At 65.1% G+C, this 22,600-nt stretch carries 16 protein-coding genes and 1 pseudogene; 10 read left to right on the top strand and 7 right to left on the bottom strand.

Annotation, left to right across the window (positions count from 1 at the left end; translation table 11 throughout):
• The first annotated feature begins 57 nt into the window (after positions 1-57).
• The 4 genes from XF30_RS02125 to XF30_RS02110 all read left to right on the top strand — a co-directional run bounded on the left by XF30_RS02125 (position 58) and on the right by XF30_RS02110 (position 2,349).
• Positions 58-444 carry a response regulator gene (locus tag XF30_RS02125; protein ID WP_036015905.1) on the top strand — a complete coding sequence of 129 codons (387 nt, stop codon included), beginning with the start codon at positions 58-60 and terminating at the stop codon, positions 442-444.
• Positions 445-505: 61 nt separating this feature from the next.
• The gene (locus XF30_RS02120; RefSeq protein ID WP_109141791.1) at positions 506-1,384 is read left to right on the top strand and encodes a CheR family methyltransferase; all 879 of its coding nucleotides are present in this window, start codon (positions 506-508) and stop codon (positions 1,382-1,384) included.
• Positions 1,385-1,386: 2 nt separating this feature from the next.
• Positions 1,387-1,704: a hypothetical protein gene (locus tag XF30_RS02115; protein ID WP_036015908.1), complete on the top strand. Its 318-nt coding sequence runs from the start codon at positions 1,387-1,389 to the stop codon at positions 1,702-1,704.
• A gap of 141 nt (positions 1,705-1,845) precedes the next feature.
• On the top strand, positions 1,846-2,349 hold the full coding sequence (locus tag XF30_RS02110; RefSeq protein ID WP_036015910.1) for a response regulator: 504 nt from the start codon (positions 1,846-1,848) through the stop codon (positions 2,347-2,349).
• Positions 2,350-2,370: 21 nt separating this feature from the next.
• On the opposite strand, the gene XF30_RS02105 is transcribed toward XF30_RS02110, so the two are convergent.
• A complete protein-coding gene (locus XF30_RS02105) occupies positions 2,371-2,673 on the bottom strand; it encodes a hypothetical protein (RefSeq protein WP_036015912.1) in 303 nt (100 codons plus the stop codon).
• Positions 2,674-2,822: 149 nt separating this feature from the next.
• Here XF30_RS02105 and XF30_RS02100 point away from each other — a divergent pair, with 149 nt between their 5' ends.
• Entirely contained in the window at positions 2,823-3,458 is a 636-nt protein-coding gene (locus tag XF30_RS02100) for a response regulator transcription factor (protein WP_026202588.1), read from the top strand.
• 175 nt (positions 3,459-3,633) lie between these two features.
• Here the strand turns inward: XF30_RS02100 and XF30_RS02095 are convergent, their stop codons facing one another.
• Together XF30_RS02095 and XF30_RS02090 are read right to left on the bottom strand one after the other, a co-directional pair.
• Entirely contained in the window at positions 3,634-7,152 is a 3,519-nt protein-coding gene (locus XF30_RS02095) for a PAS domain S-box protein (RefSeq protein ID WP_502696071.1), read from the bottom strand.
• 64 nt (positions 7,153-7,216) lie between these two features.
• Positions 7,217-7,636: a response regulator gene (locus tag XF30_RS02090; protein WP_109141789.1), complete on the bottom strand. Its 420-nt coding sequence runs from the start codon at positions 7,634-7,636 to the stop codon at positions 7,217-7,219.
• A 384-nt stretch (positions 7,637-8,020) separates the two neighbouring features.
• On the opposite strand from XF30_RS02090, the gene XF30_RS02085 reads away from it, so the two are divergent.
• The 3 genes from XF30_RS02085 (at position 8,021) to XF30_RS02070 (ending at position 13,038) form a co-directional block, all read left to right on the top strand.
• Positions 8,021-10,201 carry a HAMP domain-containing methyl-accepting chemotaxis protein gene (locus XF30_RS02085; protein WP_109141788.1) on the top strand — a complete coding sequence of 727 codons (2,181 nt, stop codon included), beginning with the start codon at positions 8,021-8,023 and terminating at the stop codon, positions 10,199-10,201.
• Between the two features lie 273 nt (positions 10,202-10,474).
• Positions 10,475-12,196 carry an L-arabinonate dehydratase gene (araD, locus tag XF30_RS02075; protein ID WP_109145533.1) on the top strand — a complete coding sequence of 574 codons (1,722 nt, stop codon included), beginning with the start codon at positions 10,475-10,477 and terminating at the stop codon, positions 12,194-12,196.
• 122 nt (positions 12,197-12,318) lie between these two features.
• The gene (locus XF30_RS02070) at positions 12,319-13,038 is read left to right on the top strand and encodes a ribonuclease activity regulator RraA (RefSeq protein WP_109145532.1); all 720 of its coding nucleotides are present in this window, start codon (positions 12,319-12,321) and stop codon (positions 13,036-13,038) included.
• Positions 13,039-13,135: 97 nt separating this feature from the next.
• On the opposite strand, the gene XF30_RS02065 is transcribed toward XF30_RS02070, so the two are convergent.
• A complete protein-coding gene (locus XF30_RS02065) occupies positions 13,136-15,235 on the bottom strand; it encodes a S9 family peptidase (RefSeq protein ID WP_109141787.1) in 2,100 nt (699 codons plus the stop codon).
• 723 nt (positions 15,236-15,958) lie between these two features.
• Between XF30_RS02065 and XF30_RS02055 the strand changes: the two are divergent.
• Positions 15,959-17,064: pseudogene (locus XF30_RS02055) on the top strand (hypothetical protein).
• Between the two features lie 168 nt (positions 17,065-17,232).
• Here the strand turns inward: XF30_RS02055 and XF30_RS02050 are convergent.
• The 3 genes from XF30_RS02050 to XF30_RS02040 all read right to left on the bottom strand — a co-directional run bounded on the left by XF30_RS02050 (position 17,233) and on the right by XF30_RS02040 (position 21,256).
• Complete coding sequence (locus XF30_RS02050) at positions 17,233-18,420, bottom strand: pyridoxal-phosphate-dependent aminotransferase family protein (protein WP_036015923.1); 1,188 nt, start codon at positions 18,418-18,420, stop codon at positions 17,233-17,235.
• Between the two features lie 166 nt (positions 18,421-18,586).
• Entirely contained in the window at positions 18,587-19,312 is a 726-nt protein-coding gene (locus XF30_RS02045) for a thermonuclease family protein (protein ID WP_036015924.1), read from the bottom strand.
• 216 nt (positions 19,313-19,528) lie between these two features.
• Positions 19,529-21,256 carry a hypothetical protein gene (locus XF30_RS02040; RefSeq protein ID WP_109145531.1) on the bottom strand — a complete coding sequence of 576 codons (1,728 nt, stop codon included), beginning with the start codon at positions 21,254-21,256 and terminating at the stop codon, positions 19,529-19,531.
• Between the two features lie 420 nt (positions 21,257-21,676).
• Between XF30_RS02040 and XF30_RS02035 the strand changes: the two genes are divergently transcribed.
• A complete protein-coding gene (locus XF30_RS02035; protein WP_036015927.1) occupies positions 21,677-22,525 on the top strand; it encodes a caspase family protein in 849 nt (282 codons plus the stop codon).
• Positions 22,526-22,600 lie beyond the last annotated feature (75 nt).

The following is a 22,600-nucleotide window of genomic DNA, read 5'->3' as shown; positions in this document are numbered from 1 at the left end:
AAACCAAGACGCAAATGGCCGCCTGAGCCAACGAAACATCGAAGCCGGAGAACAGAAATGAAGACGTGTTTGGTGGTCGATGATTCCAGCGTGGTGCGCAAGATCGCGCGCCGGATCCTGGAAGGTCTGGAGTTCGAGGTCACCGAGGCCGAAGACGGCTCGAAGGCGCTCGAGATCTGCCAGCGGCAGCTGCCCGACGCGGTGCTGCTCGACTGGAACATGCCGGTCATGGACGGCTTCGAGTTCATGGGCCACATGCGCCGCCTGCCAGGCGGCGACCAGCCGAAAGTGGTGTTCTGCACCACTGAGAACAACGTGGCTCATATCGCTCAGGCGCTCAGCGGCGGTGCCAACGAGTACATCATGAAGCCCTTCGACAAAGACATCATCGCCGACAAGTTCGCTGAAGTTGGTTTGATCCCGGTCGGACAAGTCATGGTCTGAGTGTGTCAGGCCCAAAGCGCTTGGGCCAGAGTGTTCCAGTACAGCTTTCGAGAGGCCATCCGTGACCCCGACCGAGTATGAGTACCTGCGTAAGTTCCTGAAGGATAATTCCGGTCTCGACCTGTCCGCAGACAAGCAATATCTGATCGAAAGCCGCCTATTGCCGCTGGCTCGCAAGGCCGGGCTCTCCGGCATCGCCGAACTCGTGCAGAAGCTGCAAGGCGGCTCGCGCCAGCTGATCACCGACGTGGTCGAGGCCATGACCACCAACGAGACCTTCTTCTTCCGCGACAAGGTCCCGTTCGATCATTTCCGCGACCACATCATGCCGGAGATCATCAAGGCGCGTGCGGCCAAGCGCAGCGTGCGCATCTGGTGTGCCGCCGGCTCGACCGGGCAGGAGCCCTATTCGCTGGCGATGTGCCTGAAGGAGATGGGCGCGGCCCTCACCGGCTGGCGCGTCGAGATCATCGCGACCGACCTGTCGCAAGAGGTGCTGGAGAAGGCCAAGGCCGGCGTCTACAGCCAGTTCGAGGTGCAGCGCGGCCTGCCGATCCAAATGCTGGTGAAATATTTCAGGCAGACCGGCGAGACCTGGCAGATCAATCCCGAATTGCGGGCGATGATCCAGCACCGCCAGCTCAACCTGCTGCACGATTTCGCCCAGCTCGGCACCTTCGACGTCATCTTCTGCCGCAACGTGCTGATCTATTTCGATCAGGACACCAAGATCAATATCTTCAACCGCCTGGCGCGCCAGATCGAGCCCGACGGCTTCCTGGTGCTCGGCGCCGCCGAGACCGTGGTTGGACTGACCGACACGTTCCGGCCGATTCCGGAGCGGCGCGGCCTCTACAAGCCGAATGATCCGCGCGCGGCCGCGGCCAAGCCGGTTCTCGCCGGTGCGGCGCCGCGCATGGCGGCGATGGCGGGACGATAATCATGGCCGAGGATGGCAAGGGCGCGGAGCGTGTGACCTTCAGCCGTGGCTATGATGTCTGCATCATGGCCATCGACGGCACCTGGCGGCGCGACTGCAAGCTCAACGCGATCTCCGACACCGACGCGGTTCTCACGGTGGAGGGCTCGATCCAGGGCTTGAACCTGAAGGAGTTCTTCCTGCTGCTGTCGTCCACGGGTCTCGCCTATCGTCGCTGCGAGCTGGTCCGTGTCAACGGCGCCGAAATGGACATCCAGTTCCTGCGCGGCAAGAACCGGAAGAAGCGCGGTGCGGCCGGTGGCCACGACGCCGCGGCCTGATCTCGCCGCCGCCGTCGCTGCGCTTTCCCGCACTTTGCTTCACATTTGCTGAACGTTTCCGAGTCAATTGCTCGCGGCAGCTTTACGCGGCTTCAGCGCGAGCCGTGTATCCATTGACGCTCTCAATCCCAGGATACGGCAATGCCCAGAAGTTCTCTTTCCCCGATCTCGTCAAACCTGCCCGACGGCGCCGAGCGGCGTGCACTTCAGCTCCTGGTGGTCGATGACGACGCCACGCAGCGCCGCCTGATCACGGTCGCGGCCAAGCAGGCGGGCCACGAGGTCACTGTGGCGCCATCGGTGGCGGACGCGATCGAGAAGCTGCGCGCCGCGCGCTTCGACTGCGTGACGCTCGATCTCGTGCTGGAGGACGGCGACGGCGTCGACGTGCTGCGCGAGATGGCGAGCGCGAAGTTTGCAGGCTCCGTGATCGTCATCAGCGGCATGGACGGCAAGCGCCGCAGTGCCGCCCGCAGCTTCGCCCGTTCGGTCGGCATCGAGCTCCAGAGCCTGCCGAAGCCGCTGGATCTCGCGGCGCTGCGCATCAGCCTCGCCAATCTCGGCAAGACCGCGATGGGCCTGCCGGCGATTCACACCTGGGGTGGTGTCGCCACCGACGCGATCGTGGAACGGCACCGCGCCTGAGCTTGCGGAGCCGCCATACGGTCAGACGCGGCTTCCGGCCGCGTTGCCGGATTCCGATAGACATTGCAGGGCGTGGCCGAGGCCCGCCCGGCAGACATTGAGGGCCGCGCTCGCGCTGGCGTAGCGGGGCGTGACGTCGTCGAGCAAGACGACATCTGCGGAACCTTCCGGATCGCTGCCGTGTTCTTGATCCATGGCTGCGGCGATCCGGCGCATGCTGGTCTCGATCTGTGCGATCAGTAAACGAAGGTCCGCCGCAATCAGCTCACGGCTCTCGACTTCGGACGTTGCGACAGGAGGCGGCGTGTCGGCCAAATTTAGCATGGATATTCTCCGTCCAATGCAATTAGGCGCCATGCCGCTACTTGTGCGTTAAGTCCATGTCCCGTACAAATACGGGTGGGCCGAATCCGCGCCGAGCGCCATAACGAATGGCGCGGACGCGAGTCCTTCATGCCAACCGGATGTGGCACATGGCCGAACAAAGCTCTCGCGGTGAAATCTTCGTGGTCGATGACGACCCTGCCGTTCGCGACACCTTGTCGATGGTGTTGAAGGCGGCGGGCTATGAAGTGATCTGTTTTGCGGACGGTGCAGCGCTGCTCTCCGTGGCGCGAAACCGCACGCCGGCTGCAATCCTGCTCGACGTGAATATTCCCGGGAAGTCGGGTCTCGACATCCTGAAGGAGCTGCACGGCGAGGATTATCCTGCGCCGATCTTCATGATCTCCGGGCAGGGCGACATCGCGATGGCGGTGGGCGCGATCAAGAGCGGCGCGCTCGACTTCATCGAGAAGCCGTTCCGCGGCAGCGAGATCGTCGGCCGTCTCGACGAGGCGATCGGTGCCTATGCACGCAGGCAGGCGGAGAACGCGTCGCCGAAATTCGGCTCGCTGCATTTCCCCGGCCGCGAGCCGCTGACGCGCAGGGAGCGCGAGGTGCTGGAGCAGTTCGCCTCCGGTGCCTCCAACAAGGAGGCCGGCCGCACGCTCGGCATCAGTCCGCGCACCATCGAGGACCACCGCGCCAACATCATGAAGAAGCTCGGCGCGCGCAATGCCGCCGACCTGATCCGCATCGTGATGACCGCGGCCCAGCGCGCGTCGTAACATGGTCTCGTGCCACGGCTCAGCAGCGCATCATGCAATGATGCGCTGCTGAGCCGGGTCCATCTCTCCTCACCGACGGTTTCGTAGCCCGGATGGAGCGCAAGCGTAATCCGGGATTTCGCGCGCCGCACGATTGTTCCCGGATTGCGCTGCGCTCCATCCGGGCTACGGGCCTTCACCCGCTCAACGCCTTGCGGATGATCCGCGCCAGATCCGATTTGCGATAGGGCTTGGCCAGCAACACCACGCCGGAATCCAGCCGGCCGTGATGGATGATCGCGTTCTCGGTATAGCCTGACGTGTAGACCACCTTGAGATCCGGGCGCGTCTTCATCAGCTCGTCCGCGAGCTGCCGTCCGTTCATCTTGCCGGGCATGATGACGTCGGTGAACAGAAGGTCGAACGGCTTGCCGGCCGCGACGATCGCGAGCGCCTCCGCGGCGTTCGCGGCCTGCAACGTGACGTAACCCAGCGAATGCAACTGCGCCAGCACGTAGTCGCGCACCAGCCGGTCGTCCTCGACCACCAGGATCGTCTCGTGTCCGCCCTCGATCGTCGCCGGCGTCACGCCCTCGCCGACCGCCGTCGGCGTCTTGCCGGGCGGCAGATACATCTTGATCGTGGTGCCGTGCCCCTCCTCGCTGTAGATCTTGATGTGACCTGCGGACTGCTTGATGAAGCCGTAGACCATCGAAAGCCCGAGTCCGGTGCCCTTGCCGGGTCCCTTCGAGGTGAAGAAGGGATCGAACACCCGTGGCAGCATGTGCGCAGGGATTCCGGTGCCGGTGTCGCTCACGGCGATCAGCACGTAGTGCCCCGGCGGTACGTCGTTGGCGCTGGCATAAACCTCGTCGAGATAGGCGGCGCCGGTCTCCACGATCAGCTTGCCGCCGCCGGGCATGGCGTCGCGCGCATTGAGCGCGAGGTTGAGGATCGCGGTGGTGAGCTGGTTGGGATCGACGATGGCGACGCAATTCTCGTCCTCGAACACCGATTCGATCTGGATCTGCTCGCCGAGCGTCGGACGCAACAATTTCGCGGTGTCGACGATCAGCGAGTTGATGTCGATCTCGCGCGGCTGGAGCGGCTGCTTGCGTGCGAAGGCGAGCAGGTGCTGGGTCAGATCGGCGCCGCGCGCGGCGGCCTCGTCGATCATCTTGGTGATTGCCGCGAGCTGCGGCTCCTTGGCGACCGCCTCCGCGAGAATCTCGATGGTCCCGGTGATGACGGTGAGAATGTTGTTGAAGTCATGCGCCACGCCGCCGGTCAGCTGGCCGACGGCCTCCATCTTCTCGGCATGGCGGATGCGCTCCTCGGCGGCGATCTTGTCGGTGAGGTCGCGGTAGAAGACGTTGAACAGCAGGCCCTCGCGCCGCTTCAGCGCGGTGACGCTCAACTCGGCCTTGAATTCCTTCCCGTCGCGCCGGCAGCACATCAGCTCGCGGCGGCGGTTCAGCGTCCGGCCACCCTCGTCTTCGAGGAAGCGTTTCAGGCCGGCTCGGACCCGGCCACGTTCGCTCTCGGCGACAATGAGGTCGATCGTGCTCTTGCCGAGCACCTCGTCGCGGCGCCAGCCGAACAGCTGTTCCGCCTGCGAGTTCCAGTTCAGGATGCTTCCGGTCTCGTCGGTCTGGACGAAGGCGTCGAGCGAGGTCTCGACGATGTTGCGGGCGAGCCGCTCGCTCTCGAGCAGCGATTCCTGCGCGAGCCGCGCTTCCGTCATGTCGCGCCCGACGAAGAAGAAGCGCTTGGCGCGCTCGGACCAACTGCCGAGCCAGGACAGCCAGACCTCGTGCCCGTTCTTGTGGTAGCAGCGGGTGTCGGCCAGCCTGACGCGCTCGCCGTGTCGCATCGCCCGCATCTCGGCACGGGACTGCTCCAGGTGATCGGGATGGATGAAGTCGGCGCCGCTGCGACCGATCATCTCGTCCGGCCGATAGCCGAGAATGGTCTCGCTGCTCGGGCTGATCTGCGCGACATGACCCCGCGCGTCCATGACCATGATCAGATCCTGCGACGTCTCGAAGATCTGACGCCGCTCCTCGAGTTGGTGCTGCAGCGCCCGCTCGGCGCGCCGCGCCTCGGTCAGGCTGCGCGCGCTTCCGGACGCGCCGATGATCTCGCCCGACGGTCCCTTGATCGGCGACAGGCCGAGCGAAATCTCGACCGGCGTGCCGTTCTTGCGCAGGCGGACCGTCTCGAAGCGTTCGATCGGCTCGCCCCGCGCGATCCGCCGCAGATAGTCCTTGCCCTGTTCGCGGCGGTCGGACGGGACGATGATCGAGGTGGGCTTGCCGATCGCCTCCTCCGCCGTATAGCCGTAAAGGCGTTCGGCGGCCGGATTCCAGCCGGTGATGATGGCATCGAGCGTCTGCATGACGATCGCATCGTCGGACGATTCCACCGCGGCACTGAACAGGTTCTCGCGCGCCGCGTGATGGCTCCGCGCGGCCTCGGTGAGGCGATGCTCCTCGATCTCGCGTTCGAGCGCGGCCGTTTTCGCGCGCATCTCCTCCACCATCCGCGCAAAGGCCCGGGCCAGCACGCCGGTCTCGCCGCTAGCATCGACGGGGATCTCCGCGGGACGTCCGCTGCCGATGGCCTGCACCGCCTCCGTCAGACGCCCGATCGGGCGGGTCAACGAGCGCGCCAGCAGCACCGCGAGCGCAGCCGCGGCGAGAACAGCCAGGACGCCGACGAGCAGGGACGTTTTTTGAATGGCGGCCGGCACGCGGCCGAACACGGACGGGGGAACAGTCGCGACGATGGCGACCCATTCCTTGCCCGCAAGCGATAACGGCACGAATGCCGCGCCGCTCGTCCGGCCCGCCTCGTCGGTTGTGACCCGCGTGGCCACGTCCGACGTGCCGGCCAGTTCTGACAAGAACGGAAGGTCTTTGCGCCAATCGGTCGGATGGCCCCGCGATGACCCGAACTCCCGCGTCCGGTCGGGATGGACGAGATAGTCGCCGCGCGCATTCACGACGTAGATATCTCCGCCCGAGGTTGTCGCCGCGCGGACCCGCTCGAGTGCCGGGCGCATGTCGATATTGGCCACGATGATGCCGAACGGCTTGTCGTCGGCCGTGAACAGCGGCATCGCCACGCGCAAAGTCGGCGCGTGAGGCGCCGTCGTTCCCCCCTGACGGGTCGCGAGCTCGATGGGAGACACATAGATCTCGCCGGGCCCGAGCCGTATGGTTTCCTGGAAGTAGGCGCGGCCGCTCTTGCGCTCCAATTCGCTGTCCGGAGCGATCCGGGCTGCTCCGTTGGGACCCGAACGATCGACGTGGACCAGTTCGCGCTGGTCGTTCTCGACGCCAATGATCCTGAACTGCCCGTAGATGGGCTTGGCGTCGATCTCGGCCGCAAGCCGGGCCGCGATACGCTCGCGCCAGGTCTGCTCCGAGACGCCGTCCACAGGATCGATCCCGCCGCCGCCATGAGCGCGGATCAGGCCGTTGATTGCCGCTGCGGCGCGATAGCCGACCAGATCGCCGCGCACGCCGGCAACGTAGGATTCTAGATTGGTTGCGAGCAGGCGCGATTGGGCTTCGACCCGCTCCAGCACCCGCGGAATGACGGCCTGTGTGGTGTTGCGATAGCCCAACCATCCGACTGCGGCCACGGTGACCGCAACCAGCAGGATCATCGCGAGGGCCAGCCGCGTGGCCAGCGTCGTTGCTGCTCGCATGGGGAGTTTCGCCGGACCTGCCGCACCGCTGCGCCATTTTTGGCTTGCAGCAGAGGCGTTCTTGTCATCGGCGGCCGGAGCGGACATCGGACCCCTCTGGCGCGTCGGCCTTCAGGCAATCTGCGACCACGGCAAGCAGTGCATCGGGCCGGAACGGCTTTTGCAGGCTGGCCACGGCGCCGAGCTTGGTCGCCATCTTCAGGAAGTCCGGCTCCGCATAGGCCTCCGGCGTGATCGAACGGCCGGAGATGACGACGATCGGAACGGCCGGGGCGAGCGCCCGAATGTGACGCATCGTCTCCAGTCCGTCCATACCGGGCATGAAGATGTCGAGAAACAGCAGGTCGAACCGGCTGGCCTCGAACAGCGCCAGCCCCTTGCGGCCATCCTCGGCGACCGTCACGTGATGACCAGCCCGTTCCAGCAGCAGCCGGATGGTGAACTGGACGGCCGGATCGTCATCCACGATCAGGATGTTGGCCACGCCTAAAATCCTCCGGCCGCATTGGGCGTTCCAGCGGCCCCAAATCAAAGCAACAAATGCGAAATTGTTGCGCGGATTCTGGCCGCGCTGCAAGCACCTCGCGTTTGCCGCGAATGCCTTCCTGGCGTGGCGACAGACGAGGCGCTGTGGCCGGTACGCACGCTTGCGTGCATATGCGATCCGGTCCGAATGCAATAAGTCGTTTCAAAGACAGGAGATATTCTTCTCGCCGTAGTTGTACGGAACCCGATCTTCACCGCGAATTAAAGAGGGCGAACTACTATCTCCGCGAGTTCCATCTCGGTACCTCGCGTATTTCAATTTCGGCATTACTTTACCCGACGAAGCCGGTTCCCCCAACCGGCCACCAGCTCGAGATCTCTCATGTTCAAATCGATCGCGAACACCGGAATTCGCACCCGGCTGCTCGGCGGCTTCGCGTTGATCTGCGGCCTGCTCGCAGCGACCGTCATCTACACCGTCGCCGCCGTCTCGGACATTTCGTCGCGGATCAGGACAGTCGTGGATCAACGCGCGCCGGTCGCGATCGCGAGCACGGAGCTCGTCGGCAATCTCTATTCCACGCTTTCGACGCTGCGCGGCTATCTGCTGACTGGCGATGCGCAGGGCAAGCGCGACCGGGCCGCGGTCTGGGCCGAGCTGGATCGCACGGCCGCTGCAGTCGACCGCATGGCAGAGGGCTTTTCCAGCCCCCAGAACAAGACCAATTGGAGCGAGGCCAGAACGTTGATGGCGGAATTCCGCAAGGCCCAGGACAAGGCCGAAGCGGCCGCCTTCACGCCTTCGGCCTATCCGGCGAGCGAATTGCTGGCGAAGGAAGCCGCGCCGCTGATCTCGGCCATGTTCGCCGAGATCACCGGCATGATCGACGAGGAAGAGGCGCTGGAGGCGACGCCGCCGCGCAAGCGCCTGCTCAAGACGTTTGCCGATGTGCGTGGCAATCTTGCCGCCGCGGGATCTCAATTGCGCCTGTACGTTGCCTCGGGCGAGGCGGCCGATCGTGACAAGTTCGAGAAGCCGCTGGCGACCTTCAGGGCCGCGCTTGCGTCGGTCGGTACCCAGACCGATCTGCTCACCGCACGGCAGGCGACCGCTTATCGGGCCATCGTCAAGGCGAACGAGGCGTTCATACCGCTGCCGCAGAAGATCTTCGCCATCCGCCAGACGCCGCAATGGAATATGCCGGTCTTCATCCTGTCGACCGAGGCCGCGCCGCGCGCCGCCCGGATCCTCGACCTGCTCGACGGTCGCAAGGATACCGATGGCAAGCGCTCGGGCGGTCTCAAGAGTGATCAACAATCGAAGCTCGCCGACGACGCCCGCAGTGTGGCCGACGCAGTCGAGAGATTGCTCCTGCTCCAATGGATCCTGCTCGCCGCAGCGCTTGCGCTCGGGGCAACGATTGCGATCCTGGTTGCGCGCTCCATCACCCGTCCGATCATCGAGCTGGTGAGCGATTCCGCGCGCCTGTCCGGTGGCGACACCAGCGTCGAATTCAGGACGGCCGAGCGCGGCGACGAGATCGGCGTGGTGTCGCAGGCGGTGGCCAAATTCCGCGACAATGTGATTGCCCAGCAACGGGCGGCGGCGTCCCTCGCGCGCGAGGCGGAGGCACGCGAAGCGGCCAACCGCAACATGGAGGGAGCGGTCGAGGAATTTCGCGCGACCTCGCGCGACCTGCTCGCGCGGGTCGGCGAGAATGCGGGCACCATGCGGCAGACCGCAGAGAGCCTCAGCGGCATCGCCAATCATGCGACGAGCCAGGCCGCGTCCGCAGCGACTACCTCCGAACAGACCGCGGGCAACGTCCAGACCGTCGCCGCGGCGGCCGAGCAGCTCGCTGGCTCCATCGTCGAGATCGGCCGCCAGATTGAGCTGTCCAACACGACCGTGCGCTCCGCGGGCGAGGTGACCGCGCGTTCGGAGAGTGAGATCGAAGGGCTCGCGCACGCCGCACAGAGCATCAGCTCGGTGGTCGACCTGATCCAGGCGATCGCGGCCCAGACCAATCTCCTGGCACTCAACGCCACCATCGAGGCCGCGCGCGCCGGCGAGGCCGGTCGCGGTTTTGCCGTGGTGGCGTCCGAGGTCAAGGCGCTGGCCGAGCAGACCCGCAAAGCGACGCAGGAGATCGCGCAGCACATTGTCGCGATTCAGAACGCGACCGGCAGCGCGGTCGCCTCCGTCAAGGAGGTCGCGACCGCCATGCGCCGGATCGACGAAGTGACCGCGGCGATCGCAAGCGCCGTGGAAGAGCAGGGGGCCGCCACGCGCGAGATCTCGCAGAACGTTCAGATGGCGGCGTCGGGGACACAGACGTTGGCGACCAGCATCGGCACCGTCTCCGGCGCCATCGCGGAAACCAATCGCTCGGCCGACGAGGTGATGGGTGCCGCGAACCACGTCGCGGGGGCGGCCGAACGCCTCGCCGCCGAGGTCCAGGCCTTCTTCGTCAGGCTGCGCACCGGTCCGACGGACCGCGGCAAGAGTGGCGATGCCGATTACCACGGGCCGGAACGGCGCAGCGGCCGCAACGCGGCCTAAAACGGAATGGCTCGGCTAAATCGATCGTCACGGGAGCGGCGTGGGCCGCCTTCGGCGCCCGGGTGAGGGCAGATGTAGCCGGCGCGCAGCCGGTCGATCTACCCGCTGCGGCTGCACGCCAGCGCCCAAAGCTCCCCTTGCCCTCCTCGGCATACCTGCAGTCTTCACAGGCCTCTTGACCGAGATCATCATCCGGCTCTTTGTCGAGCCCTGATCTTCCGCGTGATCGAGCGGAATACCATCCAAAAATGGGGCCTCATCGTGAAGAAGAAAATGCCCGACCAGCTCCGCAGCGCGCGTTGGTTCGCGCCCGACGATCTGCGCTCGTTCGGCCATCGCTCCCGCGCCATGCAGATGGGTTACGCGCCGGAGGAGTGGAAGGACCGCCCGATCATTGCGATCCTCAACACCTGGTCTGACGCGCAGCCCTGTCACATGCACTTCAAGTCGCGCGTCGAGGACGTGAAGCGCGGCATCCTGATGGCGGGGGGCCTGCCGCTGGAGCTGCCGGCGCTGTCGCTGTCGGAATCGCTGCTCAAGCCCACCACCATGCTCTACCGCAACCTGCTGGCGATGGACGCCGAGGAGCTGCTCCGCAGCCATCCCGTCGACGGCGTGGTGCTGATGGGCGGCTGCGACAAGACCACGCCGGCGCTGCTTCTGGGAGCGACCTCGATGAACATTCCGGCGATCTATCTGCCGGCAGGCCCGATGCTGCGCGGCAATTGGAAGGGCAAGACGCTGGGTTCCGGCTCCGACGGCTGGAAATATTGGGACGAGCGCCGCGCCGGAAAGATCTCCGACAAGGACTGGCTCGACATCGAGGCCGGCATCGCCCGCAGCTACGGCACCTGCATGACCATGGGCACCGCCTCGACCATGACCGCCATTGCGGAAGCGATCGGCATGACGCTGCCCGGCGCTTCCTCGATTCCCGCTGCGGACGCCAACCACATTCGCATGGCCAGCGAATGCGGCCGCCGCATCGTCGAGATGGTGTGGGAGGATCTGACGCCGAAGGCGATCCAGACCCGCAAGGCGTTCGAGAACGCGATCGCGGTCGCGATGGCGATGGGCTGCTCAACCAACGCCATCATCCATCTGATCGCGCAGGCCCGCCGCGCCGGCCAGGACATCGGCCTCGACGATTTCGAGACGGCGAGCCGCAAGGTGCCCGTCATCGCCAACGTCCGCCCGAGCGGCGATGCGTACCTGATGGAGGACTTCTTCTACGCCGGCGGCCTGCCGGCGTTGATGTGCCAGATCAAGCCGCATCTGCATCTCGATTGCGTCACGGTCACAGGCAAGACGCTGGCTGAGAACATCGAGGGGGCCGAGGTCCACAATGCCGACGTGATTCGCGGCATCGACAATCCCATCTACAAGGAGGGCGCGCTCGCCGTGCTCAAGGGCAATCTCGCGCCGGACGGCTGCGTCATAAAACCCTCCGCCTGCGCGCCGCGCTTTCTCAAGCACACCGGCCCCGCGCTGGTATTCGACGATTATCCCTCGATGAAGAAGGCGGTCGACGATCCCGATCTCGACGCCACCGAGGATCACATCCTCATCCTGCGCAATGCGGGTCCGCAGGGCGGGCCGGGCATGCCGGAATGGGGCATGCTGCCGATCCCGACCAAGCTCGTGAAGCAGGGCGTGCGCGACATGGTGCGCATCTCGGATGCGCGCATGAGCGGCACCAGCTACGGCGCCTGCATCCTGCACGTCTCGCCGGAATCCTATATCGGTGGCCCGCTGGCGCTGGTGCAGAACGGCGACCGCATCACGCTCGATGTCGCTGCGCGCACCATCAATCTCGATGTGAGCGAGGCCGAGCTCGCAAAACGCCGCGCCGCCTGGACGCAGCCCGCGCGGCGCTTCGAGCGCGGCTATGGCTGGATGTTCACCAAGCACATCAAGCAGGCCAATGACGGCTGCGACTTCGACTTCCTGGAGACCGATTTCGGCGCGCCGATCGGCGAGCCGTCCATCTACTAGCACCTGTCATTCCGGGACATCGCGAAGCGATGGGCCGGAATCCATAACCACGATAGGGAGTATGGATTCCGGGCTCGCGCCAAGTGGCGCGCCCCGGAATGACGAACGAGAGAGAGCACGACATGACCAAACTTTCCGAAGCCACCCGCACAAAACTCAAATCCGTCTCCACCGCCACCGTCGCGACCGCCTTGTTCAAGCGCGGCCTGCGCATCCAGATGATCCAGGACGTCCGCCCCTTGAGCCCGGACCAGCCGACCATGGTCGGCGAGGCCTTCACGCTGCGCTACATGCCGGCGCGCGAGGATCTCAACACTATCGACGTTTTCAGGGACCGCTCCCATCCGCAGCGCAAAGCGGTCGAGGATTGCCCACCGGGCGCGGTGCTGGTGATGGACAGCCGCAAGGATGCGCGCGCGGCTTCGGCCGGCGCGATCCTGGTGACGCGGCTGATGAAGCGCGGCGTCGCCGGCGTCGTCACCGACGGCGGCTTTCGCGACTCCGCCGAGATCGCAAGGCTCGGCTTTCCCGCCTTCCACCACCGTCCCTCGGCGCCGACCAATTTGACGCTGCATCAGGCGATCGAGATCAACGTGCCGATCGGCTGCGGCGATGCGCCGGTGTTTCCCGGCGACGTCATCCTTGGCGACGCCGACGGCGTCATCGTGATCCCCGCGCATTTGGCAGACGAGATCGCCAACGAGACCTTCGAGATGAGCGCGTTCGAGGATTTCGTCACCGAGGAAGTCGGCAAGGGCCGCGGCATCTTCGGTCTCTATCCCGCCACCGATCCGCAGACGCTCACCGACTTCGCGGAATGGCGCAAGAAGAACGGGCGGTAGCGCTCTCGTAGCCCGGATGGAGCGGAGCGTAATCCGGGAACAGTCTTGATGTCTGCGCGAATCCCGGATTGCGCTCCGCTCCATCCGGGCTACGACGTCACGCCTCCGCCATCCCTGCCGCCCACAGCGCGAACGCGTACACGATCGCGACTTCGTCGAGCCGATCGAAGCGCCCCGAGGCGCCGCCGTGGCCGGCGCCCATGTTGGTGCGGAGCAGGACCGGGCCGCCGCCGCGCATGGTGGCGCGCAGGCGCGCGATCCATTTGGCGGGCTCCCAGTAAGTGACCCGGGGATCAGTCAGTCCGCCCATCGCCAGGATCGCCGGATAGTCCTTTGCCGCGACGTTGTCGTAAGGCGAATACGACAGGATGGTGCGGAAATCCTTCTCGCTCTCGATCGGGTTGCCCCATTCCGGCCATTCCGGCGGCGTCAGCGGCAGCGTGTCATCGAGCATGGTGTTGAGCACGTCGACGAACGGCACCTCCGCGACGATGCCGGCGAACAATTCGCCGGCGCGGTTGGCGACCGCACCCATCAGCATGCCGCCGGCCGAGCCGCCATGGCCGACGATGCGCTTGGCGCTGGTGTATTTCGCATCGATCAGCGCGCGGGCGCTGGCGGCGAAATCGTCGAACGAGTTGGTCTTCTTCTCGCGCTTGCCGTCGAGATACCAGCCCCAGCCCTTGTCGGCGCCGCCGCGGATATGGGCGATGGCATAGACGAAGCCGCGGTCGACCAGCGACAGGCGGTTAGCGCTGAACGAGGCCGGCATGGCCATGCCGTAGGAGCCGTAGCCGTAGAGCAACAGTGGCGCTGCGCCGTCGAGCTTCAGCCCGCGGCGATGCAGGATCGAGACCGGTACCTCGGCGCCGTCATGCGATTTCGCCATGATGCGGGTGGTGACGTAGTCGGCCGGGTCATGGCCTGACGGAATCTCCTGCCGCTTGCGCAAGACGCGCGTGCGCTTGACCATGTCGTAATCATAGACTTCCGACGGCGTCGTCATCGACGAATAGGCAAAGCGCAGTGTCGTCGTGTCGAATTCGTAGGAGCCCATCGTATCGAGCGAATAGGCGGCCTCGTCGAAGGCGATGGCATGCTCCTCCCCGCTAGCGAGGTCGCGGATCACGACCGAGGGCAGCGCATTGGCGCGCTCCAGCCGCACCAAATGGCCGGCATAGAGATCGAGGTCGATGATGTAGATGCCGGGCCGATACGGAATTAGATCGCGCCAGTTCTTGCGCTCGGGCTGGCTAAGCGGCGTGGTGACGATCTTGAAGTCGATGGCATCGTCGGCATTGGTGAGGATGAAAAGTTCGTCGCCGCGGTCGGCGAGCGAATATTGCACGCCCTCCTCGCGCGTAGCGACCAGGCGCGGCGGCGCCTCGGGATTGGCGAGATCGATCAGCCGCTGCTCGCTAGTCTCGTGATCGCCGCCGGCGATGACGCAGAAGCGGCCGCTGGTGCTTTCATGCAGGTGGGTGAACCAGCCGGCATCCTGCTCCTCATAGACCAGCGTGTCGTCGGCTTGCTTGGTGCCGAGCTTGTGCCGCCAAACCTGCATCGGGCGGTGATTGTCGTCGAGCTTCACATAGAAGAAGCTCTTGCAGTCCGCAGCCCAGACCACGCCGCCGTCGGTCTCCTCGACGAGATCGTCGAGGTCCTTTCCCGTCGCCCAGTCGCGGACGCGGATGGAAAAATATTCGGAGCCTTTGGTGTCGGCGCTCCAGGCCTGCAGCTTGTGATCGTAGGAGTGGCGGCTGCCGCCGAACTTGAAATATTGGTGGTCCTTGGCGAGCGCGTCGCCATCGAGCACGATCTGGCCGTCGCCGCCGTCGCGCGGCATGCGCCCGAACAGCTCGTGCTGCCCGCCCTCGCGAAACCTGCGGAAATAGGCGAACGGCCCATCCGGTGACGGCACGCTGGAATCGTCCTCCTTGATCCGCCCGCGCATCTCGCGCACCAGCGTCTTCTGCAGGCCCGAGGTGTGGCCGAGCAGGCTCTCGGTGTAGGTGTTCTCCTCGTCGAGATATTTGCGGATGTCAGGATCGAGCACGGCGGGATCGCGCAGCACCTCCTGCCAGTTCGCGTCCTTCAGCCAGGCATAATCGTCAGTCACGGTGATGCCGTGCCGCGTGAAGGAATGCGGCCGGCGCGGGGCGACGGGGGGCTTCGAAGGCGTCTTGGCTTGGGTCACTCGGTCCTCGTTCAAATACGTGGCGCGGCCTCCTTCACCTCTCCCCGCCTGCGGGGAGAGGTCGGAATTTGCGACAGCAAATTCCGGGTGAGGGGGTACAGGTCTCGCTATGGTCTCATCTGTGGAGAGAGCCCCTCACCCCGACCCTCTCCCCGTAAGAACGGGGAGAGGGAGAAGAAAAAGCGGCTCGCCGTGTCCCACCTTATATCGTTCCGATTCCGCGGATTGCCAGCACGACCGCCCATGCTGCCGGGTTGTTGATCGGCCCCTTGTGTGCTTTGAGGGCAATATCCCGCCGCCGGTCCAGCCCGATGCTGTTCAATTCCTATGCGTTCATCCTGCTGTTCCTGCCGGTCGTGCTCGCCGGCTATTTCCGGCTCGACCGGCGCAGCAATCTCGCTCCGGTGGTCTGGCTGGCGCTGGCTTCGATCACCTTCTACGCAATCGGCAGCTGGCATTTCGTCGCCCTGCTACTGCTCTCGATCGCCTTCAACTACGGCGTCGGCCATCTTCTCATCGTGGCGGAGCTCACGCACCCGCAACGAAAGGCCGCTCTCGCTGTCGGCCTCGTCGGCGATCTCCTCATGCTCGGCATCTTCAAATATGCCGGCTTCGTCGCCGAGAACGTCAACGCGCTGCTCGGCACGCGGCGGCCTCGCTGCTGCTCGCCTTCGGCTTCCTGGGCATCCAGAGCCACAGCGAATTCATCTATTTCCGATTCTGATGCAGGGCGCATTCACCAATCTCGGGCGTCTTCTGCTGGCGAGCGTGGCCTGCGTACTGAGCGCCGCGGCGCTCACCTTCATCGTCGATCCCCTGCAGCTGTTCCGCCCCTCGCGCCTGGTCCCGGCCTTCTACTCGGAGGACACGCGCGTGCAGAATGCCGGGCTGATCAGCAGCCAGCCGTTCGACACCGCCTTCATGGGCACCTCGCTTGCGATCCATTTCCGCCAGAGCGACATCGATCGCGCGCTTCGTGTCCGCTCGCTCAAGCTAGCGATGACCGGCTCCAACTCGCGTCAGCAGGCCTTCGTGCTGGAGCAGGCGATCGACCGCGGCGCAAGGCGCGTGATCTGGGAAATGGACGATTTCATCTTCATCGATGCCGCGGACATCGAGACCGACCCTTATTTGTCCGTCGATCTTTATCGCCGAACCGCCAAGGGCATCGCCTCCTATCTGTTCAGCGCGGCGATGGCGAAGGAATCGGTGTTCGCGCTGCTGCGGTCCGTCCCGCTGCTGCGGGAGCCGCTGACCCGGGCGTCGCCTTATCTGCCGGTCAAGTTTGCGTTGTCAGACGTCGACGACATCTACGCCCTGCCGCGGGATTTCGACGTCGCGCGCGACTACAACGCAAAGAAGACGCTCGCCGCCTTTGCCTACATTACCAGCCCCGTACGCAGCCGCTTCCTCGGCGAAGGCTACAGCTACGAAGCCATGGTCCGGCATTTCGAGCAGGACGCCGTCGGCCTGATCGCGCGCCACCCCGACGTGACCTTCGACATCTACCTCCCGCCCTATTCGATCCTGCAATTCGTCGCGATGCGCGATGCCTCGCCCGAAACGCTGAAGTCGTCACCGATCTCACGGCGCACATTGCGCAGCGATTGACGCAACTGCCCAACGTCCGCCTGCACGATTTCCGCGCGCTCAAGGCGGTGACGCACGATCTTAACAATTACAGCGACGTTATCCACCATTCGCCGGCCGTGGACGCGATGGTGCTGAGATGGCTGGCAAGCGGGGAGCACCGCGTCGACCCGAAAGCGCCGCTCGCGCCGCTGAATGAGCTGAAGGCACAGGTGGAGGCGTATCGGGTGGAGCGCTGATCTTCCCCTCTCCCCTTGCGGGAGAGGGTGGCTCGCCGAATAGCGGCGAGACGGGTGAGGGGTTCTATCCGCGAGTCCTGGCAGTCGGGAATCGCGGATAGAACCCCTCATCCGGCGCTTCGCGCCACCTTCTCCCACAAGGGGAGAAGGAAGAGGCGCGCGCGCGACTTACACCGCCACCTCTTCGCCCAGATACGCGACCGCCGCCTCCAGCCCGCCCTTGCCGTGCGGGATCTTCAGCGCGTTCAGCCCGACCTCAATCACCCCGAGCGTGCCGAGCAGCATCGGCGCATTGACATGGCCCATATGGGCGATGCGGAAGGCTTGGCCGGAGAGATCGCCGATGCCGGTGCCGAGCACAACGCCGCACTTGTCCTTGCAATAGCGTTGCAGCACCGCCGGATCGTGGCCGTTGCTCATCGTCACCGTGGTCACCGTGTTGGAGCGCTCGCTGGCTTCGGCCACGTTGAAGCCGAGCACCTGGCCTTCCGACCAGACCGAGACCGCGCGGCGGGCGGCTTCGCCGAGCAGGCTGTGGCGGCGGAAGGCGTTCTCCAAGCCTTCCTCGTGCAGCATGTCGATCGCCTTGCGCAATGCGAACAACAGATGCACCGGCGCGGTGCCGGCATATTTGCGATAATTCTCGGTGCCCTCGCGCTCGCTCCAGCTCCAATAGGGCGTCGACATGTTGGCCTTCTTGTGCACCTCGAGCGCGCGCGCATTGGCGGCGACGAAGCCGAGGCCGGGCGGCGTCATCAGGCCCTTCTGCGAGCCGGACATCGCAACGTCGATACCCCATTTGTCCATCTCGAACGGCATGCAGCCGAGCGAGGCGACGGTATCGACCATGTAGAGTGCGGGATGGCCGCTCGCCTTGATCGCCTTGCCGATCGCCTCGATGTCGTTCTGCACGCCGGAGGCGGTGTCGACCTGGACCACGACGACGGCCTTGATGCTGTGCTCCTTGTCGCGGCGCAGGCGTTCCTCGACCTCGTGCGGCCGCACCGCGCGGCGCCAATCGCCCTTGAGCACCTCGACCTCGGCGCCCATCAGCGCCGCCGCGTTGCCCCAGCCGATCGCAAAACGTCCGCTCTCCAGCACCAGCACCTTGTCGCCGCGCGACAGCACGTTGCTCAGCGCCGCTTCCCAGGCGCCGTGACCGTTGGCGATGTAGATGTAGGACTTGCCCTTGGTCGCGAACAGCTTCGAGATGTCGCTGAGCAGGCTCTCGGTGAGATCCAGCATCTCCTGGGAGTAGATGTCGATCGCCGGACGGTGCATCGCCCGCAGCACCTCGTCGGGCATCGTGGTGGGCCCGGGGATGGCCAGAAACTCCCGGCCCGCGCGAACGGTCATTGCTGTCGGTCCTTATTGCCAGAGAACAGGATGGTGGGTTGCTGAGTCTCACTTTTACGTGGCGTTGGAGGCCAAGAAAAGCGCGCAAAACGCAGGTCTGGCGTGGTTTTTTGCTTTGAGCATGGTCTTGTCGGAAAATCGCGTCACACTTTTCCAGACCATGCTCTTATCTCTTGGTCTCCCGGCAACCGGCCGCTTCGGCCTCCTCGACCGAGCAGAACCAGCGGGTGCCCTTGCTGATCTTCATCCTGATCTGCGTGTACCAGCGGCTGGTCGGCTGGTGAAAGATGCACTCCCCGGAGCTGTTGACGTTGCCCTTGATGGTGCAGTCCGGCGACGGCGCGACCGGCCCCGAGGCCGAAGCGAGCAGCACCGCGTGCGCGCCGTCAGGCGGCTTGGTCGCGCCGAGGATCGCGGTCTTCTTGTTGCGGACGCGCCAGTCCCACGGCGCGATGAAGGCGCCCTGCCACATCCCTGCCTTGGCCTCCCGCGCGGCCTTTTCATCGGCTTCATAGTCGCGGGACATGTGGGCGTAGGCCAGCGCCCAGCCGTTGCGCACCAGCCATTTCTGGATGTCCTCGCCGCCGACCTCGCAGCGCGCCACCGTGCGGCCGCGCCGGTCGACCGATCTCGGGCGGCAGACCCAAGTCTTGCCCTCGGCGTATCTGGCGAGCTCATCGCGGGCCGCGACGCCGCAAGTCCAGCGCTCGGACTTGGTGTTGAGGCAGAGCTGGTCGATTGCAGGCGCGTCGATGCCGCCGAGCCGGATCCGCGTGGTGCCGATCACCACCGCATCGCCAGCGCGGACCTTTGCCGTGCCGGTGATCTCGGCGGCATCCGCCAGCGAAGGGATGGCGAACAAAGACAGCGCAATCAGGACCTTTCGCAACATGCCCGTCCAGTTGTGATGAAAATCTCGATAGACGGCGCAATTGTGGTCGGCTTTTGGCCGCGCGGCCAGCGCATGCCGAACAGATAGGCTTTCAACTTCCTGTCATTTTGCGACGGTCTCGTAGGGTGGGTTAGCCGAAGGCGTAACCCACCACTGTTCGTATCCGCGGAGGTTAGATGGTGGATTACGCTTCGCTAATCCACCCTACGAGACCCCTCACCCTCGCGCCATCGCCCGCTTCGCCACCGCCAGCCCCATCAGCACGAACGCCGAGGTCACCTCCGGGCCACCGACCAGGATCCGCGTCGGCGTCTTCATCTTGTTCCATTCATAGGCGCGGAACGGGCCGCGGCGGCCGCCTTCACCGAGCCCGGCGACGATCACGTTCAGCGCCGGTGCGAAGGCGCGCGGGTCGGCGCCGAGATGGCCGAGCGCGATCAGCGCCAGCGCGGCGTCGAACACGTTCATCTCGGCCGCCATCAGCTCGCCCTTGACGTAGGACAGCACGCGATGGCGGATGAAATCGAAATCGCCGGCGGGATCGATCGCGGCCTGCGCCGCCAGCGGCAGCGCCAGGAAGGCGGCATAGCAGCGGCCGAAATAGGCGCTGTAGAGCTCCGGCAGATAATAGATGTGCGAGCGCGGATTGGCGAAGGCGCCGCTGGCGGCCAGCCGCTTCTGAAAGCCGATGATCCGGTGCAATGTTGCAAGCCGCGACGGCGTCTCCAGCACCTTCCAGCGCTCAAGGTTGCGGAAGCTTACCTCGAGAATGTCGAGATTGAGCGTCGGATCGAGATCGTTGCCGTAAGGGCGCTCGCCCTTGAGATTGTCGATCCAGGTCGCAACCCCGCCCTCATAGTCGATATTGTCGTTGAGCGGCACGGTCACGCGCGGTTCGTTGACGCCGGCGCGCACCTGATAGCCCGCATAGAAGTCCAGGAGCGGCTGGTCGATGATCGCGTCGGTACAGCCGGCCTGCGTCGCTGCGGAGATCGAGCAGGCCGTGGTGTCGCAATCCGGCACGTAGATGCCGAAACCGAGGTCCTGCTTGATCTGCGCGAAGTAACGGGAGAAGCGCGGATGCGGCGCCGGCGCCAGTGCGGTGACGACGTTGAAGCGCGCGCCGCCCAAGCCCTCGACCTCCTCGCGACTGATGTTGACGCAGAAATCGACCATGTCGGCGATCGCGCGCTCCGCCGCGACCTTGTCGGCCGGGGAGGCGAGCCCGGTCTCGACGAAGCCGAGCAGGGCCTCGATGAAGAACGCGTCGTAATAGGCCGAGCGGTGGCGGATCTGCACCGGCTCCCACATCGGCTCGGCAATGCCTTTCCAGGGCGGATTGACCACGGCGCGCGCGGGCGAGCGCGCGATGAAGACGCGGGCGAGGTTGAACAGCAGCGAGGAATTCTTGTAGCCGCGCGCGTTGAGGCCCGTGAGCGCCATGATCAGCTCGCGGCCGCGGACATCAGGATCGCCGATCAGGTTGAAGGCGGCGTAGGTCGGCAGGAAGCCGTTGCGGCGGTACGAGCCGAGCAGATGCTGCGCGCAATCGCGGATCACGCCGTCGATCTCAGCGCTCTGCGGCATGGTGGCGGTGAACGGCACCGGCGGCGGCTTGGGGTGGTCGAGCGCGATGCTGTCGACGAGATCGGCGATCGGCTGCCCGACCGCCGCCCAGTCGGGCTCGGCCTCGTCGCGGGCCTGGGCGAGGGCCGCGCGCAGCCGCGTCAGCATCCCCTCGTCGCGCAGCTCGGGCAGGCCGGCGCGGCGGAGCAGGATCCGCAGCGCGGGATTGCCGAGGGCGGTCCTGTAGAATTTGGCGAGATGCGGATCGCCCCTGGCCGTATCCGACAATACGGGATCGCAGACGTCGTAAAGCGACGGGCCGTCCTTCCGCGCCGTCAGCGCCCGGCAGGCGGCGCCGGCAAAATAATGAAAGCTCATGAAATACCTGGTCGCGGGGGCCTTGGTCGGGGACATCAGGCACGCTGCCATCTGCGCGCCACCCCCTGCAAGTCGTTGAAAAAGCTACCCGGATTCGCGGGAAAAACAAATGTGATGGAAGTCACGGAAAAGCCGGCACGAAGGCTGCATGATCGCTCTCCGGAAGGCTACGGGGAAGCCGTAAAGGCGGCAATTTGGATCGGAGAATTATCAAGTATATTCAGATGCTTAGTTCAAATTTTGAGCAATCTATTGCCCCAGGGCCTATATCCGGTTAAGGGTTTGTTTGGTGCGGCGCCGCAAATTGCGCGCAATTCGGGGTCACATCCCCGGCCAATCCCTCAAACCTAAAGACGCTATCGCGCTACTCAAACAGTGTGCGCGCGCTTGGTAGGTCTTTGGCACAGGAAACGAAGCGAGATGAATCTAAAGCAGCTCGACCTTTCCAGACGTACGATCGCCCTCGCCGCGGCCCTCATCGGCACGGTGTCGCTGGTGATCGGCGCCCATGCTGCTCTCAACATGCGTGCGATCGATGCCGCCAAGGCGGTCTCGACCGACCAGATCACTGGTTCGATCGGCCAGAGCTCGCGCCTCGCGCTCGTCATCGGCAATGGACATTACCCCGACGCCAGCGCGCCGCTGACGCAGTCGATCAACGACGCCCGTGCGCTGTCCTCGTCCCTGCGCAAGAACGGCTTCGACGTCGACATGGTGGAAGATGCGACCCGCGACGACATGGTCCGCGCCGTGAGCCGCCTGAAGTCGCGGATCACCCGCGACAGCGTCGTCATGCTGTTCTTCGGCGGCTACGGCGTGCAGGCCGGCCGCGAGAGCTACATGCTGCCGGTCGATGCCGTGATCTGGAAGGAAAAGGACGTCCGCCGCCAAGGCGTGTCGATCGAGGGCGTGCTCGAGATGATGAAGGAGCAGGGCGCCAAGGCGAAGCTCGTCGTGGTCGACGCCTCCCGCCGCAATCCCTACGAGCGCCGCTTCCGCTCCTACAGCCACGGTCTCGCGCCGATCAGCGCGTCCGACAATGCGCTCATCCTCACCTCCGCCTCGCCCGGCAAGGTCGTCGACGACGGCAAGGGCGAGCACAGCGTGCTGGTCAGCGAGTTCCTCAACAACCTCAGCAAGCCCGGCAGCGCCGAGAGCGTCTTCAACAAGACCCGCCTCGCCATCTCCCGCGCCAGCGAAGGCGACCAGGTCCCGACCGTATCGTCGTCGCTGCTCGAAGACGTCCGTTTCGGCGAAGCCGGCGGTTAGTTCGCGGCTCTTGTAGGGTGGATTAGCCGAAGGCGTAATCCACCGCTTCTCTCGCGTCAGCTTGGAAAGCAAAGA

Origin of the sequence: Bradyrhizobium sp. SUTN9-2, from assembly GCF_003122645.1 — a bacterium.
In the GTDB taxonomy this organism is placed as follows: domain Bacteria; phylum Pseudomonadota; class Alphaproteobacteria; order Rhizobiales; family Xanthobacteraceae; genus Bradyrhizobium; species Bradyrhizobium yuanmingense.
Note: the sequence above shows the minus strand (reverse complement) of the source record. Positions and strands in the feature narration are given on the sequence as shown.